The following is a 19,457-nucleotide window of genomic DNA, read 5'->3' as shown; positions in this document are numbered from 1 at the left end:
CCTAACGCATGACGGCGGCCCTCACCGTTCGGCGAGGGCCGCCGTCGTGGTTGAGTGCGGGTGGGGGTGGAAGCGTTAGCGGACGAGCGATCTGCGGAGGCCCCTCAGGAAGACCACAACCTTAATCAAGTTGTTCCTCACGAACAAGACCCTTTGAAACAGGGTATGAACGATTGCGCCAGCTTCCTCTTTCGAATTAGAAGGCCCCTAATACCCGACGACCTTTTTGAGGCAATCCGGAGATACAACCCTTTTAGTGCCGGCTGGGTTGTTGGCCAGGGCGGCAACAGGCCGGATGGGGCGACGCTGAAGATCTCCCCCGCAGTTTGGACAAGACCGATGCGGGAAGCGTTCGACGCAGGCCGGACACCAGGTGCACTCAAACGTGCAAATGTAGGCCTCGTCAGAGGGAGAAATATCGCGGTCGCAGCATTCGCAATTTGGGCGGATCTCAAGCATCCAGCAACTCTACCTCTGGGAAACCGCCTTGGATGAGGGCTCGGCTTTGAGCCCACGCAGCATCTTGAGGAATATCAACCACTGGTTTGCAGACGACCGTATTCGGCGTGGGGTCCGTTCGGGGGATCCTCCACCGGGAAGCTCGGTTGAAAAGCGGACCGAAGCTATGGCATCCAGATCCGGGGCAGTTAAGGTGGCTCCATGAGGGACAGGAAGCTGCCGATCGTATGCGGGACGACAGCGTTCAATGACGCCCTCCACCACCACGAGACGGAAGGCTGGCGCCGTGCGGAAACTGATCTACGGCATGAATCTGACCCTGGACGGCTACATCGCCGCGGCCGGCGACGACATCGGCTGGGGCGGGCCGAGCTCCGAATTGTTCCAGTGGTGGCTCGACCAGGAACGGGCTAGCAGCCTGTCGCTGTATGGCCGCAAGCTCTGGGAGACCATGAGCTCCTACTGGCCCACCGGCGACCAGCAGCCCAACGCCACCCCGGCGGAGATCGAGTTCGCGCGGAACTGGCGGGACACACCAAAGATTGTGTTCTCCTCGACGATCGACAAGGTCGACTGGAACACCCGTCTGGTCACCGGCGACGCGATCACCGAGATCACCCGGCTCAAGGCCGAGGACGGCGGCCCGATGAGCATCGGCGGCGCAACGCTCGCCGCGGCTGCCATGCGGGCCGGGCTGATCGACGAATACGCCCTGGCCACCCATCCGGTCCTGGTGGGCGGCGGCACCCCGTTCTTCACCTCGCTGGACAACTGGGTGAACCTGAACCTGGTGGAGACGCGGACGTTTCCCGACGGCGTTACCCTGACCAGGTACGAGACGAGGCACTGAGGACAATTCCTCCGCGCGGTCGGCCTTCCTCCTGAGCCGTTCGACGGCGGACGACAGACTCGTAGCTCTAGTTATAGGGGAACGTCCGCCCCCGCCGGATTGCCAGTTTCAGAAGTCGTCTACACCAAGGGTTCCGCCAGTACTTTCTCGGCCTGTTCGGTGCGTGGCCCTGTACGGTTCATACTGCCATCGACCCACCGGGTGGCTAGGCTGTGTGGATGGCGACAGTTATTCTCGTGCGGCACGGCCGCACCACAGCCAATGCCACTGGTCTCCTGGCCGGTCGGGCCGTCGGCGTCAGCCTGGACGAGGTCGGGCGCGACCAGGCGGCTGTGACCGGAGACCGGATCGCTGCCGTGCCCGTAGTCGGGGTGGTGTCGAGCCCTCTTGAGCGTTGTCAGCAGACCGCCCAGCTCATCCTCGATCGCCAGGCTGGCACGCCGTACGCGCCGGTCGATCCGGCTCTTACCGAATGCGATTACGGCCAATGGCAGGGCCGCACGCTCAGTGATCTCGCGACCGAGGATTTGTGGCCCGCTGTGCAGTCGCAACCGTCCGCCGTCGTCTTTCCCGGCGGTGAATCGATGGCAGCAATGCAGGCTCGGTCGGTCGCAGCGATTCGACGCCACGATGCAGCCTTCGAAGCCGAACACGGGCCAGGGGCAGTGTGGGTGGCGGTGAGCCACGGTGACATCATCAAGTCAATCCTGGCCGACGCGTTCGGCATGCACCTTGACCTGTTCCAGCGCATTAACGTGGGCCCCGCCTCCGTATCGATCGTGCGCTACGGCGCTAGCCGGCCGAGCGTTTACGCGACCAACACCGACGCGGGTGATCTGTCGTGGCTGTCGAACGGCCTCCACTCTGGCGATGCGCCGGTGGGCGGCGGTGCAGGGCAAAAGCTGCCATGAACCTCATGCGCCTAGAATATTGACATGCCTACACGTGTACACGAGTTTGCCTGGCCCGATCGGGTCGTCGTTGGCACCATTGGCCTTCCGGGGGCGCGTACGTTTTACCTGCAGGTGCGAGCAGGGACGCAGATCGTGAGTATCGCACTGGAAAAGCAGCAGTCCGCTCTGCTCGCCGAGAAGGTCGACGAAATTCTCGACCAACTCGGCACCGTCGAGGGCAACCCCTTCAGCGTTCCCACGAGTACTCCCATTGAACTAGTCGACAATGACCCGCTCGAGGCCGTCCAGGAGCAGTTCCGCACCGGCGCCATGACCCTGGGGTGGGACCCAACCACAGCCCAGGTCGTCATCGAGGCACACCCCATCACCGATGTCGATGCCGATGACAACGACGAATCGCTTGATGAGCACGGCGCTAACGAGCCCGAAATGCTGCTGGTGCGAATGCCGGTCGGCACCGCACGCGCATTCGCCAAGCGCACCCGTGAGATCGTGGGCGCAGGGCGTCCCACGTGCCCGGTCTGCGGTAACCCCATGGACGCCGACGGGCACATCTGCACCTTTCCCGAGGTCTGATGCCCGTGCCGGACCTCGTGACCGCCGAGCTGACGCTCACCGGCCGCATCACGACGGCGTCAAACGCTACATTTCTGGGCAGCATCGGCGACGTGGTGATCGTCTATAAACCGATAGCAGGCGAAAGCCCGCTGTGGGATTACTCCCGCGGCACCCTGGCTCACCGGGAGGTGGCCGCCTACCTGGTTTCGCAGGCCTTTGGCTGGGACGTTGTGCCGCGCACCTGGCTGCGCGGTGGTCCGTTGGGCGAAGGAATGGTGCAGCTCTGGCAAGAGCAAGACCCCGCCCAAAGCGCCGTGGACCTGGTCGCGACGGACCAGGTGCCGGAGACTGGGTGGAAACACGTTCTGGAGGGAAGAGATGAGGACGGATGGTCGCCCTCATTCACGAAGACTCGCCAGCGCTGAGACGAATGGCAGTGTTCGACATGGTCGTCAACAACGCCGACCGCAAAGGCGACCACATTCTTGCCATGACCGACGGACACCGGCACGGCGTAGACCACGGGCTCACTTTTCACCGTGACCACAAGCTGCGCACGGTGCTGTGGGGATGGCTGGGAGACGCTCTGACCGCCGAGGAACGCGACGGCATTGATCGTGTCAGTGAAGGACTGCACGGTGGGCTGGGCCGAGACTTGGCGGACCTGCTCAGCGCCGAAGAAATCGCATCGCTCGCCGCGCGCTGCGCCCGGTTGCGTCTGGCAGGGCGTTTTCCGGCTCCGAGCGGCGGGATGCCGGCGGTGCCCTGGCCGCTGTTCTAAGGGAATTGCGGCAAGGGCTTCGCAGGCTGCACGTACTCGCCCTGCCGGTGACGACGGGAACCACTTTTCCTTATCAGGAAAGTGCCTAATCGAGAGTTGACTTGCAATTTTTGTCCATTGTTCAGGTCTTGTTTGTCTGGATCACGTATCAAGGGTCGGTGAGCATTGATCCCGGTATTCCCGGTCGGGCGCCGCGCCCGTCATCCCGCACCCTAGCCGAGCTCGGTTCCATTGCAGTGGTTTTTTCCGGGGATTCGCCGTCCATTGAGATCGAGGCTCTTTTCCGTGCGGACCGGGGACTCCGCGCCGTCGTGATCGACGTGCACGGCACCCTCTGCCTGTTGACGCGTGATCAGGTCGATGACCGCATGACCGGTCGGCTGGGTTACGGGCGGGCTCTGAATACTCGGGTCAAGGCCGCCGCCCTGCTGCCGAAGAACCGTTTCATAGTCGAACCCTCCATGGATCTCCGGACCGCTGCGGCCGTCATCCTGGGCAGGCCTGAGGAAACGCGCTATGAAGATCTGTTGGTCCCGTCGGCGAGAGGACCTCGGATCGTGCCCGTCTCGGAAGTTTTCGAGGGCCTGTCAGAGGCTTTCGAGCAGGACGCGCTCCATGACCCGCTCACCGGGCTGGCGAACCGCCGGCTCCTGGACGAACACGGCCCCGCACTGGTCGGTGCCGCGGGATCGTCGTCGGTGGCTGTCCTTTATATTGATCTCGATGACTTCAAGATCATCAACGACACGTTTGGTCACCGTATCGGCGACGCGGTGCTCTCCGCCTTTGCGGCCAGACTCCAAACGTGCACGAGGCCCGCAGATCTTACCGCCAGGATTGGCGGCGATGAATTCGCCGTGCTGCTGGTCGACGTCGATGAATCCACTGCCCGCGCAATCGCCGCACGCTTCCTGGAAACGCTCGAAAATCCTTTCACCCATGATGGGCACGAGCTCCATCTCTCGGCGACGCTCGGCCTGGCCATGGCCGCGGACGTCGACGGCGAGAACCCAGCTGCGCGGCTGGAGTACCTGCTCCGCCACGCAGACACGGCCATGCTTCAAGCCAAACACGATGGCAAACGCCGCCTGGGCCGGATCGACCCCTGCCGTCCTCCCACCCGGTTCGCCCGCCAGGCGCTGATCCGCCGTCGCCTGCCCCACGCCCTCGCAACCTCAGGGCTAACGCTCGTCTATCAACCACTGATGGATATTGCTACCGGCGCTTGTGGGGGCGCTGAGGCCTTGCTGCGATGGGAAGACCCCGACCTGGGCCGCGTGGGTCCCGACGAATTCATCCATGTGGCCGAGCACACCGGCGAAATCCACGCGATCGGCCGCTGGGTAATCGATCAGGCCTGCGCCCAGGCCCGCCGGTGGTCGGACGCCGGCACCCCCAGGGCAATCTCGGTGAACATCTCCCCCGTCCAGCTAAGCTCCGGGACCCTGGTCCCGGATCTTCTCGCGGCTCTGCGGCGTTACGGGCTGCCGGCTTCCCTGTTAAACATTGAAATCACCGAGACCGCCGCCGTCGCGGACCTCCGATCGGCTGCTGCGCAGCTGCGCGAATTGACCGACGTCGGGATCGGTGTCGCCCTCGATGACTACGGAACGGCATATTCGTCCCTCGCCATGCTCCGCGACCTTCCGCTCACCTGCCTCAAGCTCGACAAATCCTTCATCGACACCATCGACTCCGACCCCGTCTCTGCCATCCTTGTCTCCGGCGTCATCGCCCCGGCCAAGGCCCTGGGCCTCACCACCACCGCCGAGGGCGTGGAACGACAAACCCAACTGGCCATCCTGCAGGAGCTCGGCTGCGACACCGCCCAGGGCTACCTCATCTCACGCCCGCTCCCGGCGGACCAACTCGACGCCGTCCTGCGGGCTATGCAAGCGAATGCTGCATGTAAGCCCACCTCCGAGCAGCCAGTTCCCATCCGCGCTGCATTCGCCAACAGCAGGGTTTAGCGCCTTCCTCGGACCGGAGAGGATCACGGCTGCCCGAACAGCCGTTCAGCCCGCGCACCCTCAGACCACGACCTCTCCAGCCACAACGGCGGGCGGACGCTTGGCGCCTACTGGGGTCGCCCATGGAATTTCTGCCTGGCACCGAGGCACGGGTACCCGGAGCGACTCTGGGAGACCGCGGTAGAGCCGGCCACCTCGCTGCACGTGGGGGCGCCGCCGACAATTCCACCGTGATATTCACCGAGCGATCAAACTTCCGTACCGAGATCCCGGGTGCGAGTGCCCCGTTCCGGCAGCGCACGTCGACGACTGGCCGGCGCGGGCCCGGCCAAGGCGACCTCGGACGGCAGCTGGTTTCGTTGACCGCAGCCCAGTCCGCGGCTGACACTGGACAGATGAGCGATGGAGAAAGCGAATCAACCATCCGCAAGGTTGTCGAGCGCCTGGCCGCAAGGTTTCCCGGTGCTCCCAACACTCGTATCGAGGGCGTCGTTCGGGAAGAATTTCAATCGCTGGCTTCAGGGCGGATCAGGATCTACATTCCGACCCTGGTCGAGAACGCCGCCAGGGACCGGCTTCATCGAGAGTTCGCCAGCGCGCCCAGCATTGATTGACCGTCCCCCGGAGCTCGTCCGGAACTGTCCCGGACGTTCTCCTGCGGAGCATCCAGCCTGACTTCGGCAAGAAGAACCGCGGGCCCCTCTCTACCGATCACCGCTCCAGGGCTGTCGCAGAGGTGGCTGGCGAACTCGTCAGAAGAGCCCGGTAAACACCCGGTTGGCGGCGGCAGCGCCCCGGAACGCAAGGTTCAAACTAGGCGCCGGTTATCCCGGATACCCACCCAGAGAGTTCGACAGATCCTCCCTGTAGCTGGCACCAAAAAGTCTCGTCCCGCAGCCCGGCTGGCCGAAACCACCCAAATGTCACGCACGTCTGAAAGGATTCGCCCATGACAACTCACCGCATCGAAGACTTCATCAGCTCACTCATCACGCCCGGACTCTCCGAAAAGATCCGTGGCCAGCTCGCCGCCGCAGAAATTGTCGTCGCCGGGGAGGCCAAAGCGTCCGAATTCCACAGCGTGCAGTCCTGGCCGTCCGGCGCCTCCCGGTACCACCTGGTGTATAACGATGCCTCGGCTGTTCTCTTCCGCGACGGCATCCTGTTCGGCGTCGCAAAGTTCGACCGGAAGCTGCTCTCGAAGAAGAACCCCGCCAAGAGGTTCCGTCTCCCACTGCCCGCCGGCGTTGCCGAAGACGGCCTATAGGCACGCAGTGTGCTTACCGGATCTGTCGGTGAGTTCCAGCCCGTTCCCGCCTCGTCAGGCACATCCACCATCCACGCGCGAACTTTTGGGGGCACATTTTTGAAGCTATTGCTTACATCAGGCGGCGTGACGAACCCGAGCATCCACTCGGCGCTCGTGCAGCTTCTCGGCAAGCCGATCGCCGAATGCCACGCCCTGGTCGTCCCAACCGCCCAGTGGGGTCACCCTATGTGCGGACCGGCATCGGTGCGGGGCCTCCTGGCCGCCGACCACGACTCCCGTCACTTGGCCGGCCTGGGCTGGGCGTCGCTCGGCGTTCTCGAGCTCACCGCGCTGCCCACCATCGGCACGGACCGCTGGGTCCCCTGGCTTCGGGAGGCCGACGTGCTCTTGGTCGACGGCGGCGACGCGACGTACCTGTCCCATTGGATGCGGGAGTCCGGGCTGGCCGAGCTGCTGCCGTCACTTCCCGACACAGTGTGGGTGGGGGTGAGTGCCGGAAGCATGGTGATGACGCCCCGGATCGGGGAATACTTCGTCGAGTGGCCGTCCGCTCCGGACGATCGCACCCTGGGGGTAGTGGACTTTTCGATCTTCCCGCACTTGGGCGCTTTCCCGGGGAACTCCCTGGCCCACGCAGAGCGGTGGGCCGCCGACATAGGCGTCCCTGCCTACGCCATCGACGAACAGACAGCCATCAAGGTCGTGGACGGCTCCGTCGAGGTGGTCTCGGAAGGACAATGGAGGAAGTTCGGGTCATAGCCGCCCGGCATTCGTGACGAAGCGTTGTTGAAAGTGGCCTCGACCGCCGCGGTTGAACGGCGTGACTGCCCCCGCGAGGCTCCCGAGCGTTATCGGCTAGCTCGCTGACACATCGATCAGCACCTTGCCGATGACGCTCTCTTCCACCGCCGCGTGGGCCGCAGACGTGGCAGCCAGGGCAAAGCGATGCAGCGGCAGACCTGCGGCTTCCCCGACCGGAAGGGCACCGTCGGCGATGGCCGCATTGATGTCCTCGGCGGCGTCATGCACCGCAGCCATGCCAACGGTGTAGAGCAGCACGAACTGGTAGCGGACGTTGAGGCTGAAGTGCCTTCGCACGTCCAGGGTCACCTGATCGCCGCCGTTGTTGGCGTAGACCGCGATGGAGCCGCGGTTGCGGATTACTGCCAGGTCGAGTTCCGCGTTCTGCGCGGGCGCCACCTCCACGATCTGGTCGACGCCTTCGGGTGCGATCCGACGGATCTCCGCGGCCGCGTGGCTTTCCCGGTAATTGATGACGTGATCGGCGCCGGCGGCCGTGGCCAGCGCAGCCTTCGCCGGTCCGCTCACGGTCGTGATCACGACGGCGCCGGCCCACTTGGCGAGCTGAATCGCCGCATGGCCCACGGCGCCGGCCCCTCCGGAAACAAGAACTACCTTGCCGTCCAAGGCTCCCGGGCGCAGCCGCCGCGGGCCGTCCTCGGCGATGGTCAGGGCCCTATGGGCGGTGATCGCGGGAACGCCCAGGCTTGCGCCGAGGTCGAACCCGGCATTCTCCGGCAATGGGAAGACCCGCTCGGCAGGCAGGACGGTGTACTCCTGGGCTGTCCCGCCGTCGGCGCGCTGGTAGGCCGCCAAGGCCACCCAGACCCTGTCACCGACGTGGAGATGCCCGACGCCGGGTCCGACGGCGTCCACGGTTCCGGCGCCGTCTTGGTTCGGCACGACCTCCGCGAAGGGCAAGGGCTCGCCCGGTCTGGCACCGCGGCGTGACTTCCAATCGGTGGGGTTTACCGCGGAGACCATGATCCGCACGCGGACCTCCCCGCGCCCAGGGTCGCGGCTCTCGCGGTCGACGAGTTCGAGAACAGACGGATCCCCCGTGGCACGGTACACGATTGCTTTCATACTCAGACCTAACGCCGGCCCGGACCGAAAATTCCCGCCGCGTCGCGATAAACTGGACCGATCATGATCGGTGCCCCGCTCCGTCTTCTGGTCTGGTTGGCCGTCCTAGCGACCCTCCTCTCGGCCTGCGTGCCGACGATCAGACTCGATGAGGCCGCCACGGATCCACCAATCCATTCCTCCTCGGCCCCGCCGGCTGCACGCGATGACGTCCCCGCTCCTCACGGGTCCCTGTCCCCCACCCCCACGCCCGTTCCCACGCAGCCTCCGGTGCCCCAGGCGTTCGCCCTCAACCTCTTCCAGGAGGGGGACTTCGTGCCGCAGTACACCTTTGAGTGGTGTGTGGCGGCGAGCATCCAGATAATGCACAACCTCATCGACGACACCGGGGCCGGCACGTGGACCGACCGCGTCCAGCAGGGGGAACTCTGGGAAATGGCCCGGGCACGGTCGTTCAACTCGTTCAACGGTGCAAACCCCCTGGGTTGGGCGGAAGTGCTGACCGCCGTCGGGATGGGGCCGTACGCCGTCGTGAGCGTCGCCGACTATGAGCAGGCGCTGCAGACCGCGGCGCGCGCCATGGCCGACACGGGCCGGCCGGTCGGGCTGGTCATGTGGCACGGCCGCCACGTATGGGTGATGAGCGGCTTCGAGTCACTCGGCGACCCCGGCCAGTTCCCGGAGTCCCCCGTCACCGGCATCCGTGTCCAGGATCCGCTCTACCCGTACGACGACGACAAGTGGGGACCGTCCCCCGCGCCCAACGCCCTGCTCACCCCCGAACAGCTGGCGACGCAGTTCGTCGTCCGCGAGCCGCGACGCTGGAGCAGCGATATGCCGGCCGGCTACATGCTGGTGCTGCCGATCGCCTACGCCTGATCAGCCCCACCCGAGGAGGTCACCATGACGGTCACTTTCAACCACACCATCGTCTACGCAACGGACAAGCGCCATTCGGCGGAGTTCCTCGCCAACGTGCTCGGACTGCCGACACCCCAGGCCATGTGGTCTTTCATGACCGTGCCCCTCGACCACGGAGTGGCCCTCGATTTCGCCACGGCAGGCCGGCCCATCTCACCGCAGCACTACGCATTCCTGGTCAGCGAGGAGGACTTTGACGGAATCTTCGCAAGGATTCAGGCCCAGGGCATCCCCTACTGGGCAGACCCGGGACGGTCTCGCCCGCAGCAGATCAACCACAACGACGGCGGACGCGGCGTCTATTTCGCGGATCCTGACGGACATTTTCTCGAAGCGATCACGCGTCCGTACGGATCGGGGGCTGCATGAAAGGAGGCACCGTGGACGCGACCGAAGCGCTGCAGCACTACGAGTCAATCCGCACGGATCAGGAGGACTTCTACAAGGACCTCCACCAAAACCCCGAGCTCTCACACCAGGAACACCGCACCGCCGCCAACGTGGTGCGCAGCATGAGTTCCTACGGCTTCCAACGGAGAACGGGATCGGGGGAACAGGAGTCGCTGTGGTGCTGCACAACGGCAGCGGGCCAACGGTCTTGCTTCGCGCGGACATGGACGCGCTGCCCCTGCAGGAACGGACCGGCGCAGACTACGCAAGCACGGTCATAGCGCAGGACCAGGGTGGGGACCATGTGCCCGTCATGCACGCCTGCGGACACGACATCCACGTCGCATGCCTGCTGGGTGCCTCCAGACTGCTTGCCGACCATCAGGACCAGTGGCGCGGCACGCTCCTGGCCCTATTCCAGCCGGCCGAGGAGGCCAGCGACGGGGCCCGCGGGATGCTCGCCGATGCTCTCCTGGACCGTATCCCGGCGCCCGACGTCGCCCTCCCCCAGCACGTGCTGCCCGACGTGGCGGGCCACGTCTCCACCCTGTCCGGCCCGGTCCAGCAGGACGACCCGATTCGAAGCCCAGGGTGGGCAAATTGCGCACACCCTCCTTATCCCTTGCAGGGACAACCGAATACGTCAGAAATGGCTGAGACATACGCCATCCGACGGGCGCCACCCGCGTCCGGTGTCAAACGCCGCTGGCTCTCCTTCCAGCCAGTTGCTGCCATGGATACATCCGGGAAGTTTTGCGACGATCAGCGGAAGCGTTTCTGCTTGCCATTCGGACTTATCAGTGAGGTTGTGCGGCACAGGTGAAATCCCCCCAGTCAACAGCACGCATAGGCAAGGACCTCACTTGGTCGCGCCCTTCACCGGATGACCGTTCCAGTTCCTTGGAACGATGACTTGGGCTTTGTCTTTTCGATCTCCCGCTGGCCCAGCACAGTCACAATGTCAGCCAGATCCGCCGTACTCCGGCCCAGCCTGGTGAGGTCGTAACCTGCATAAATAAGCAAACCAGAATTGCCGCGCGAGTCCTTTCGCTGAGCTTGGTCGGACGCGGATTCGCTGCCTCGCGGAGTATCCTGAACGTCTCCTCATGGGAAAGACAGGTTTGCGCCATGATCACCACCACCAGGCCCATCATCTTCGTGGTTTCGGCGCAGTCGAGGAGTTCTCGCTTCTCACGTTTAGTCCAGCGATTCTCAGGGCAATCCGGAGGGACACCGCGAAAGCCGGAACCGATGAGCCGGAATGTCGGAGCGTTCCCGGGCCTGACCCGCGCGGCACGACCCGCGGCGCTGCTTCTGGCTGGTGTCCTCGCCATGGCCGCCACAGGGTGTGAGCCCTCGCCGCCGGCGGGCGCAGCATCGGCGGGCGGAGCATCGGCGGGCCAGAGCAAGACAACGTCCCAGTCCCCACAGGCGTCGGGAAAGCCCGGTCACGTCTTCGTGATCAACCTGGAGAACAAGAATTACGACGAGGTCTGGGGCGCCGGCTCGACGGCCCCGTATTTGTCGAAGACCTTGCGCGCACAGGGCGTGCTGCTCTCCCGGTATTACGGGACAGACCACAACTCCCTCCCCAACTATCTGGCGCAGATTTCCGGACAAGGCTCGAACACAATGACACGCCTCGATTGCCCGGTATATGCCAGGTTCAAACAAACCGGAACATCCGAGCCGGGCCAGGTGATGGGAACTGGCTGCGTGTACCCGGCCTCGGTTCCCACCCTTGCAGGCCAACTCAGTTCCGCCAGCAAGACCTGGAAAGGCTACATGGAAGACATGGGCGCTCCCTGCCAGCATCCCGAACCCGGCTCCAAAGACGATCACCACAGAGCCAAGGCCGGCGACCAGTACGCCACGCGCCACAACCCGTTCGTGTATTTTGAGGAAGTCACATCGTCCCCGGACTGCCAGAACAACGTTGTGGACTACACCCATTTAGCTGATGACCTGAGGTCCGTGGACACGACACCGAACCTTTCCTACATCACACCCAACCTGTGCAACGACGGCCACGACACCCCCTGCGTCGACGGGAGCCCGGGCGGTCTCGAAAGTGCCGACAGTTGGCTGCAGCAGCAAGTCCCGGCCATCCTGGCCTCCCCGGCCTTCAAACAAGACGGGGTGCTGGTGATCACCTTCGACGAAACCGAAGCCAGAATCTCCGCTCCGTCGGGGGTCCCCGGAGGCACTGCGGGCGGCCGGATCGGAGCGCTGGTGATCTCGCCGTTTACCAAGGGGGCAACGACGTCGGACAAGATGTACAACCACTACAGCCTGCTCGCCAGCATCGAGGACATCTTTTCGTTACCCCGACTTGGATACGCAGGGGCTCCCGGCCTGAACACCTTCGGACCTGATGTCTTCAACGCGGGGTAACTGCCGGCGACGCCGAAACCCTCCCAGCACTTCCGTTCCCCATCCGGGGCCCTTCGACTTACAAACCTTCTCCCCTGGCGGGCCTGAGCTAGTCGTTTCGGAGAAGATACCCACTGATGAATACCACCTTGAAAGCCGGCCACGTACAGGCCGTTGGATTCCCACGATCGTCGCAACACCGGTGACGATCGTGTGTCAAACGGCCACGTACAGGCCGTTGGATTCCCACGATCGTCGCAACACCGGTGACGATCGTGTGTCAAAAAACCGTGCCAAGGTAACCGCGCCCTTCCTCAACGGCCCTGTAACGCCCCTGGCAGCTGAAATGACAAGAGGTGTGGGCCCGGAGTTTTCAACCCGGATTGGCCGAGATGTCGGCGGCAACCGTCGTACCATACTGTGGACGCAACCGGAGAGAGGACCCCCATGGCATGCGACGGCTGCACGACATCTTCAAAACTCGACTTCGATTTCAGCATGGCCTTCCAACCCATCTATGACGCCGTTGCCGATCGCGTATGGGGCTACGAGGCGCTGGTCCGAGGCTTGTCGGGCGAGAGTGCTTTTGAGGTCCTGTCAAAGGTCTCACCGGAACAGAAGTACCGCTTCGACCAGGACTGCCGCGTCAAGGCAATAGAGCTGGCAGCGCGCCTCTTTCCTGCAAGCGAGAATTTAAAGCTGTCGATCAACTTCATGCCGAACGCGGTCTACGAACCGGCCGCATGCCTCCGTGCAACACTGCTTGCAGCCGCGCGCTGCAGCTTTCCGACGTCGTCCATCATGTTCGAGTTCACGGAGAATGAGGAGGTCTCGGACACCGCTCACCTCACGAACATCATCACCGAATATCGCAGGCATGGCTTCACCACTGCTATAGACGACTTCGGTGCCGGTCATGCGGGGCTGGGGCTCCTCGTCGACTTTCAGCCGGATCTGATCAAGATCGACATGAAGCTCATCCGCGGAATCGACACCAGCCCGGCCCGTCAGGCCGTCGTTGCCGGAATCCTCGGCATCGCCAAGGAGCTCGACATCACGGTGCTCGCAGAAGGCATCGAGACTGAGGCTGAGTTCCTGGTTTTGAAGGCAAGCGGCATCCGCCTGTTCCAAGGATATTGGTTTGCTAAGCCAGCATTCGAGGAGCTTCCGAAGGTACATTCCGGTCCTGTCCTGGACATCACCGCGGTCGCTTAGCATTCAGCGAATTCCTCCGAAGGGGAACGTGAGCCCGCGTGGGTCCCCGGCAGCCTTTGGGAATCCGGGCGGTATCTTTGAAGAGTCGTCGAACGGTTCGGCGCGGGCTCTGGGAGGACGAATACGTGGCACCGCTAATCGCGGACGGCGGCAAGTCAAGCATTGAATTGCGCGAGGACGGTTTTGTGCATCTGAGCTGGCAGCCGGGCGCCCACATCCAGGTTGAGGACGCCCACGCGGCGATGGCGAAAGTAAATGAGGTCTGCCAGCAGCAGCAGCGTCCCATGCTCGTTGACATGGCGGCAGTCGCTTCCGTCAGCAGGGAGGCCAGGGGCGTATGGTCCATCCCCTGCAGCGCTTCGCGAATTGCCCTGCTGGGCAAGTCTCCTGTCGACCGGGTGCTTGCGAACTTTTTTCTTGGGGTGCACATTCCGCCATGCCCGACACGCTTCTTTACCTCCCGCAGCGAGGCCCTGGACTGGCTGAACGCTGATGGATGAATCCCCGGATTCCTCCCCTGAAGTGACTACGGGAGGGCCCTCCCTCGTCGAATCAGGCAGCCGCGCCGGGGACCCGCGCCTGCAACAGCTGGTTGACGGCATCGTCCGGCTGGCAGCCGGCGAACTGGATGCGCGGATTGAGCCCTCAGAGCGCAGGGATGAGATTGATGCGGTCATCACTGGCGTGAACCTGCTGGGGGAAGAGCTCGGGCATATTTACAGGGATCTCGAGGAAAGAGTCGCGGCCCGAACCGCGATGCTGCGGCGAACGCAGGTCGAGCTGGAGCAGATGGCCAAGACGGACGCCCTGACGGGCCTCGCGAACAGGACACTGCTGAAGGAGCGGATCCGGGAAGCGCTCCACGCTTGCACACCCGGGCCGACCGCTCCGGCCGTGGTGTTCCTGGATCTTGATTCGTTCAAGGTCATCAACGACACCTTGGGTCACAGCGCCGGCGATGCGGCACTGGTGGAAGTGGCCAGCCGTCTGCGTTCGGCCGTCAGGGAAACCGATACGGTGGCACGTCTGGGCGGTGATGAGTTCGCCATCCTCATCAGCGAGGCAACACACGAAGAGATCCTTCAAATTGCAAACCGCGCTTCAGAGTCCCTGCGGGACAGCGTGCGTATCGGGACAGAAACGGTGTGGGCCATGGCCAGCATGGGAGTGTGTATCGGTGCGCCCGGATATCCGGCCGAAGCACTGATGCGCGACGCCGACATTGCCATGTATCAAGCCAAGGCGCGGGGCCGCAACAACGTTCAGCTCTTCCACCCGGACATGCTCGAGGCCGTTCGTGAACGGTCGCGCACAACCGCTGAACTGGGTTACGCAGTAGCCCGTGGAGAGCTGGCACTGTTGTATCAGCCGGTGGTCGACATGGCTTCCGGCGAGGTCGTGGGCATGGAAGCGCTGCTGCGCTGGAACCATCCGGTCCGAGGGACCATTACGCCTGATAGCTTCATCGGGATCGCAGAGGAAACGGGTCTCATTTATGAGCTGGGCCGGTGGGTGCTGCATGAAGGCATCGGGCAACTCAGCCACTGGAGACAGGCCGCCCCCGACCTTACGGACTTTTGCCTGCACATCAATCTTTCTGCAACTGAACTGCTGCGGAGCGGGCTGCTGGAGGATGTCAGAAACACCTTGGCCGCCCACAAGATCGAACCGCAGCGCTTGGTGCTGGAGATCACCGAGACCGTCCTGATGACCATGGGCACCGGGGAGCAACAGGTCCTGATGAAGTTGCGTCAGCTCGGCGTCGGGCTGCAAATCGATGACTTCGGTACGGGTTATTCATCCATCAGCTACCTCGGATCGCTTCCCGCAGAGACAGTCAAGGTCGACCAGTCCTTGATCAGGAACATGGGCCCGGATGCCCAGCAGCAGAGATTCGTGTCCGCCGTACTGCAGTTGATTTCCGCTGCAGGGCTGAACGCCATCGTGGAGGGAATCGAAACCGCCGACCAAGCCGAACAGCTACGCGCCATGGGCTGCCTCTACGGGCAGGGCTACTACTTCGCCCGCCCGCTGCCGGCCGTGGAAGCAATGGCCTATCTGCGCAGCTCTGCGCCGCGTCGGTAAGGTTGGGATATGTCGACTCTTTGGGACCGGATGCAGCTTGTTCCCTCAGTGGTGCGCCTTGCTTCACGGGCGCCAAAGGACCCTGACGCAGCTTGGGAACGTTACTGGCGCGGAGTCCGCTCCACCGGACGCACCGGAGACGTGCTGTGGGACTCCGGTTCCCCGGCTGAGCGCGCACAGTACGCTGAGCAGCTCCTAGCCCACTTCGATCCCACTCTCCCGGTCGTGGATGTTGGCTGCGGCAATGGGACCCACACCCGTTGGCTTGCCGGGCTATTTCCGAGCCTGCTCGGCGTGGATGTGTCAGCCGGTGCAGTCGAGCGGGCCCGACAGGAGAGTGAAGACGTCCCCAACGCTGAATTTGCAGTTCTGGACGCTGCCGCCGCTGACGCTGGGGAGCTCCTCCTGGAGCGGCTGGGGCCGGCCAACGTCTTTGTCCGGGGAGTGTTCCACGTCCTGAAACCGAACAGACGGACAGCGTTGGCGGCGAACCTGCACACCGTCGTCGGGAACAGAGGCAGCCTCTTTCTGGCCGAGACCAACTTCCGCGGCAACAGCCTCGGATACTTGGCAGAACTCGGAGCCACCCGCGCAAACATGCCCAGCCAACTGCAGCGCGCCCTGGAAAACCTTCCACGGCCCGGGCATTTCGGGCCGCAAGAACGCGCCCGCGAATTCCCGGCCCCGAACTGGCGGTTGATCGTCGACGGCCCGGTAGAAATCGAAGTGGTCCCCATGAACCGTGCCGGTAACCCTCAACAGGTTCCCGGGTACTTTGCCATCCTGGCAGGCGGGGCCGCGCACCCGGCAGGCTGAGGCTACCCAGAGGAGCGGGGCATGAATCAAACACTCGCCCCTACTGCGCGGGGTTCGATATTTTTGCTCATCGCAGCTGTTCTGGGGGGCCGATCAAGCCTTCGCGCATGGGACCGAAGGCCTCGACGGCGATGAATGCAAACAGCTATGACCAGGGGACGCCTATGTAGTCACAAGCTGAAGCCGGATGAAACCAGGGTCCAGAGGGGAACAACCGCTGCGGCGATACCGAGCACGGCCATGAGGCATCGAAGAACGACTATTTTCCGCTCAGGACGAATCGTGGCACTCGCTGCTAGCAATGCAGCGAATAGCCCAATAATGACAACTGTTCCCCAAACTGCCGGACTCAAGCGGGCATCCGGAGCGCAGCTAGCCGGCGCAGGGTAGATTGCCGGGCAAATTGTCGGCAATTGCTGGGCGGTCCAAGTGAGCCACAGGGATGCACCGGACACGAATGCCGCGCCCACGGTTCTGTGCCAGACGGGACGGGACTCAGCGACGGCCGTAGGTGACATGAATTCACCGTACCCGCCTTGCGTGGGAGCTGGCAGGCTCGATGTCCGCCAAATCCGATGCGGCGAGGGAGAGCGGTTTGAAGCCTGGCCTGTTTGGGAAACCTCCACTGGGACAGTCGCGCAAAGCAGCTAACGTAACCAGCATGGCTATGCACGACGATGAGTTGCACATTGACGAGCAACTCGCTCGTCGGCTGATCATCGACCAGTTTCCGGAATGGCGCCTTGAGCGTTTCCGTCGCATGACAACAGACGGCACGGTGAACGCCATCTTTCGAATCGGCGCCGACCTTACGGCACGATTCCCGCTGCGCTCCGCCAATCCAACGGATATGAGGGCGGAGCTCGCCCGGGAAGCCGCGGCAATGCGCGAGTTGTCCGAATATTGTCCGGTCGCCACACCGTCGCCCGTGGCCTTGGGCGATCCCGGTTTCGGCTATCCCTTGCCGTGGACCCTTCAGACCTGGATCCACGGGACTGTAGCAACACCCCACCACTTAGCGCACTCCGAAATGTTTGCCCATGACCTCGTGGACCTCATACGCTCGCTCCGCGCCGCCGACACGAAGGGACGCCACTTCGCCGGCTCCGGGCGTGGTGGAGACCTTCATGATTCCGACGCATGGATGGAAGTCTGCTTCCGGGAAAGTGACGGACTACTTCCGGTCAATCGGCTCCGCGCACTCTGGGCGGAATTCCGGAGCTTGCCCAAGGTTGCCTCCGATGCGATGACGCACGGTGATTTGATTCCCGGCAATCTCCTTGTCGAGGACGACCGATTGGTTGGCGTGCTGGATGGCGGGGGTTTCGCTCCAGCTGACCCGTCACTCGATCTTGTCGCCGCATGGCACATGCTCGATGACGAGAGGAGGTCAGTCCTCCGCAGTGAGCTGGCATGCGGTGACGTTGAGTGGTGGCGCGGAGCCGCGTGGGCATTCCAGCAGGCGATGGGCCTGGTGTGGTACTACCGGGAGACGAACCCAGGAATGAGCACGCTCGGGCAGACCACCCTGACGCGCATCCTCAATGACCCAGCACTTTCGGCGCCTATTTCAGCTCGCCCAGGTGCCCGTCAGTCGGTCGCTCACGGGGACGACTGACCGTCTTGGGCTCCAAGGTCTAGTGGCGTCGATATTGAGCGGCGAACACATTCTCCATGAGGGCGCCGAACATCTCGGTTATGTAGACGGCGACACTGGCATGCTGCGCAATCAGATCAGCACCGTCGCCGAGTGCCGCACGGGCTGGGTCCAGCGCTGGTGTGGCTGGGTCAGCGGCGGCGGCACGCAATAACTCCAGCCGCTGCAGACCGGAGGTATAGCCGAGTTCGAATAGCGTCCAGTGGAAAAGGTGCATCAGGGCGGTATCACTGTCGAAGCCGTCGTGATCGGGCATCGATGCTTCTTCCTCCGCGGTGAGGTCAAATTCGCGGTGAAGTGCCAGGCCGAAGTCCGTGAAGAGTAGTCTGCCCTCTCGAACGAGGATGTTTCCCGGGTGCACGTCAAAGTGCTGGAATCCCTGGCTGTTCATCCATGCTGTGGCTTCAAGAAGTTGGTCGACCACATCGGGGAAGACGGTCGCCCCGGTGCCCTCAGCTACACTCCTGCGCACCCAGGCGCCCAGCGTCTCGGGTACGTACTCAAGGAAGAACACCATGCTTTTGGATGCGGACTTCATCGCGGCAAGTTTGCTCTGCATTTGAGGCCAATGCGGACCCCACTGGCTGGGAGAATCATCGCCGTCGAACTCGCTCAGGTCCGCCTCACACTTCAGGTCCAACACACGCCAGTTGAGCAGCAGCGGGAAGAAATCCACGGTTCCTGCCTTAACCCACGTGGAGGTTGCTTGATGTGCTGCCAACTCTCGCCCGACCGCGTGGGTAGGGCTTCCTATGCCGTAGTGGGAGACAAAGGGAAGCTGAAGCCGGCTTGTGGTGGCGGTCGGATCAGCTTCTTCGACGCCCGTCAGTGGGAGCTGCTTCAGGAACGCAGTCCGATCACCGATCCGGACCTTCTTGGTTGTTCCCCCGATACCAACGCCTACCGGCTCAGCAGCATCGAGAAGCATCTGCACGCCGGCATCATCGAGCCCGGCAAGCAAAGTGGAAATGCTATGGGCTTCCTCTAAACGCGCCGTCATCACTACACCCTACGGCCCGGTGCTTGCCGCGCAATCCCCCGGGTCAATCCTTCGGGCCGTGTCAGAGCAACAGCGAGGAACCCGGATAGCGCCGCCCGTAAGCCGGTTCCTGAGCGGGCAGCCTCGGGCCCGTAAGGGGAAGCTCGACCGTGCACAGCTGCCAGCTCGCTTCCGAACGAGACCGGCTAGAACGTTACCCGTCGACGGGTTTCTAGGGGCTGCAGGTGATAGGTCGTATCATCACAACCAGGACAGGATCGACCAACATCCCCGGCCCCGTTTGGGTGACTTGTTAGGAGCTCACATGCCAG

General features: G+C 63.4%; 19 protein-coding genes and 1 pseudogene. 17 read left to right on the top strand and 3 right to left on the bottom strand.

What is annotated here, in order from left to right; all coding sequences use genetic code 11:
• Window positions 1-207 precede the first annotated feature (207 nt).
• On the bottom strand, window positions 208-459 hold the full coding sequence (locus AC1DC5_RS06120; protein WP_441403819.1) for a DUF1272 domain-containing protein: 252 nt from the start codon (window positions 457-459) through the stop codon (window positions 208-210).
• A 286-nt stretch (window positions 460-745) separates the two neighbouring features.
• Between AC1DC5_RS06120 and AC1DC5_RS06115 the strand changes: the two genes are divergently transcribed.
• The 8 genes and pseudogenes from AC1DC5_RS06115 to AC1DC5_RS06080 all read left to right on the top strand — a co-directional run bounded on the left by AC1DC5_RS06115 (window position 746) and on the right by AC1DC5_RS06080 (window position 7,561).
• Entirely contained in the window at window positions 746-1,309 is a 564-nt protein-coding gene (locus AC1DC5_RS06115; RefSeq protein WP_476864536.1) for a dihydrofolate reductase family protein, read from the top strand.
• A 218-nt stretch (window positions 1,310-1,527) separates the two neighbouring features.
• Entirely contained in the window at window positions 1,528-2,220 is a 693-nt protein-coding gene (locus AC1DC5_RS06110; protein ID WP_476864535.1) for a histidine phosphatase family protein, read from the top strand.
• 24 nt (window positions 2,221-2,244) lie between these two features.
• Complete coding sequence (locus tag AC1DC5_RS06105; protein ID WP_476864534.1) at window positions 2,245-2,799, top strand: DUF3090 domain-containing protein; 555 nt, start codon at window positions 2,245-2,247, stop codon at window positions 2,797-2,799.
• Window positions 2,799-3,562, top strand: a pseudogene (locus tag AC1DC5_RS06100) (SCO1664 family protein). The gene AC1DC5_RS06105 and the pseudogene AC1DC5_RS06100 overlap by 1 nt, the downstream one beginning before the upstream one ends.
• A 158-nt stretch (window positions 3,563-3,720) precedes the next feature.
• Window positions 3,721-5,532, top strand: a complete 1,812-nt coding sequence (locus tag AC1DC5_RS06095; protein WP_441403814.1) for a putative bifunctional diguanylate cyclase/phosphodiesterase — start codon at window positions 3,721-3,723, stop codon at window positions 5,530-5,532.
• 395 nt (window positions 5,533-5,927) lie between these two features.
• Entirely contained in the window at window positions 5,928-6,146 is a 219-nt protein-coding gene (locus tag AC1DC5_RS06090) for a three-helix bundle dimerization domain-containing protein (protein ID WP_441403813.1), read from the top strand.
• Between the two features lie 335 nt (window positions 6,147-6,481).
• Window positions 6,482-6,799, top strand: coding sequence for a hypothetical protein (locus AC1DC5_RS06085; RefSeq protein ID WP_441403812.1), 318 nt, complete (start codon window positions 6,482-6,484; stop codon window positions 6,797-6,799).
• Window positions 6,800-6,898: 99 nt separating this feature from the next.
• A complete protein-coding gene (locus tag AC1DC5_RS06080) occupies window positions 6,899-7,561 on the top strand; it encodes a Type 1 glutamine amidotransferase-like domain-containing protein (protein WP_476864533.1) in 663 nt (220 codons plus the stop codon).
• Between the two features lie 96 nt (window positions 7,562-7,657).
• Here AC1DC5_RS06080 and AC1DC5_RS06075 read toward each other — a convergent pair whose 3' ends face one another.
• Window positions 7,658-8,689, bottom strand: a complete 1,032-nt coding sequence (locus AC1DC5_RS06075) for an NADPH:quinone reductase (protein ID WP_476864532.1) — start codon at window positions 8,687-8,689, stop codon at window positions 7,658-7,660.
• 63 nt (window positions 8,690-8,752) lie between these two features.
• Between AC1DC5_RS06075 and AC1DC5_RS06070 the strand changes: the two genes are divergently transcribed.
• The 9 genes from AC1DC5_RS06070 to AC1DC5_RS06030 all read left to right on the top strand — a co-directional run bounded on the left by AC1DC5_RS06070 (window position 8,753) and on the right by AC1DC5_RS06030 (window position 18,107).
• A complete protein-coding gene (locus tag AC1DC5_RS06070; RefSeq protein WP_476864531.1) occupies window positions 8,753-9,568 on the top strand; it encodes a hypothetical protein in 816 nt (271 codons plus the stop codon).
• A 24-nt stretch (window positions 9,569-9,592) separates the two neighbouring features.
• A complete protein-coding gene (locus tag AC1DC5_RS06065; RefSeq protein ID WP_441403809.1) occupies window positions 9,593-9,979 on the top strand; it encodes a VOC family protein in 387 nt (128 codons plus the stop codon).
• A 244-nt stretch (window positions 9,980-10,223) separates the two neighbouring features.
• Window positions 10,224-10,823, top strand: a complete 600-nt coding sequence (locus AC1DC5_RS06060; RefSeq protein ID WP_476864986.1) for a M20/M25/M40 family metallo-hydrolase — start codon at window positions 10,224-10,226, stop codon at window positions 10,821-10,823.
• 305 nt (window positions 10,824-11,128) lie between these two features.
• A complete protein-coding gene (locus AC1DC5_RS06055; RefSeq protein WP_476864530.1) occupies window positions 11,129-12,394 on the top strand; it encodes an alkaline phosphatase family protein in 1,266 nt (421 codons plus the stop codon).
• A 426-nt stretch (window positions 12,395-12,820) separates the two neighbouring features.
• On the top strand, window positions 12,821-13,588 hold the full coding sequence (locus AC1DC5_RS06050; protein WP_476864529.1) for an EAL domain-containing protein: 768 nt from the start codon (window positions 12,821-12,823) through the stop codon (window positions 13,586-13,588).
• Window positions 13,589-13,713: 125 nt separating this feature from the next.
• Complete coding sequence (locus AC1DC5_RS06045) at window positions 13,714-14,088, top strand: DUF7793 family protein (protein WP_441403795.1); 375 nt, start codon at window positions 13,714-13,716, stop codon at window positions 14,086-14,088.
• Window positions 14,081-15,673 carry a putative bifunctional diguanylate cyclase/phosphodiesterase gene (locus tag AC1DC5_RS06040; RefSeq protein WP_476864528.1) on the top strand — a complete coding sequence of 531 codons (1,593 nt, stop codon included), beginning with the start codon at window positions 14,081-14,083 and terminating at the stop codon, window positions 15,671-15,673. The genes AC1DC5_RS06045 and AC1DC5_RS06040 overlap by 8 nt, the downstream gene beginning before the upstream one ends.
• 9 nt (window positions 15,674-15,682) lie before the next feature.
• Window positions 15,683-16,489, top strand: coding sequence for a class I SAM-dependent methyltransferase (locus AC1DC5_RS06035; protein WP_476864527.1), 807 nt, complete (start codon window positions 15,683-15,685; stop codon window positions 16,487-16,489).
• A gap of 661 nt (window positions 16,490-17,150) precedes the next feature.
• Entirely contained in the window at window positions 17,151-18,107 is a 957-nt protein-coding gene (locus AC1DC5_RS06030) for an aminoglycoside phosphotransferase family protein (RefSeq protein ID WP_441403792.1), read from the top strand.
• 19 nt (window positions 18,108-18,126) lie between these two features.
• Here AC1DC5_RS06030 and AC1DC5_RS06025 read toward each other — a convergent pair whose 3' ends face one another.
• A complete protein-coding gene (locus AC1DC5_RS06025; protein WP_441403791.1) occupies window positions 18,127-19,146 on the bottom strand; it encodes a hypothetical protein in 1,020 nt (339 codons plus the stop codon).
• Window positions 19,147-19,457 lie beyond the last annotated feature (311 nt).

This window comes from Arthrobacter sp. 10L424, assembly GCF_056395325.1.
This window is presented reverse-complemented; position numbering and strand designations above follow the sequence as displayed.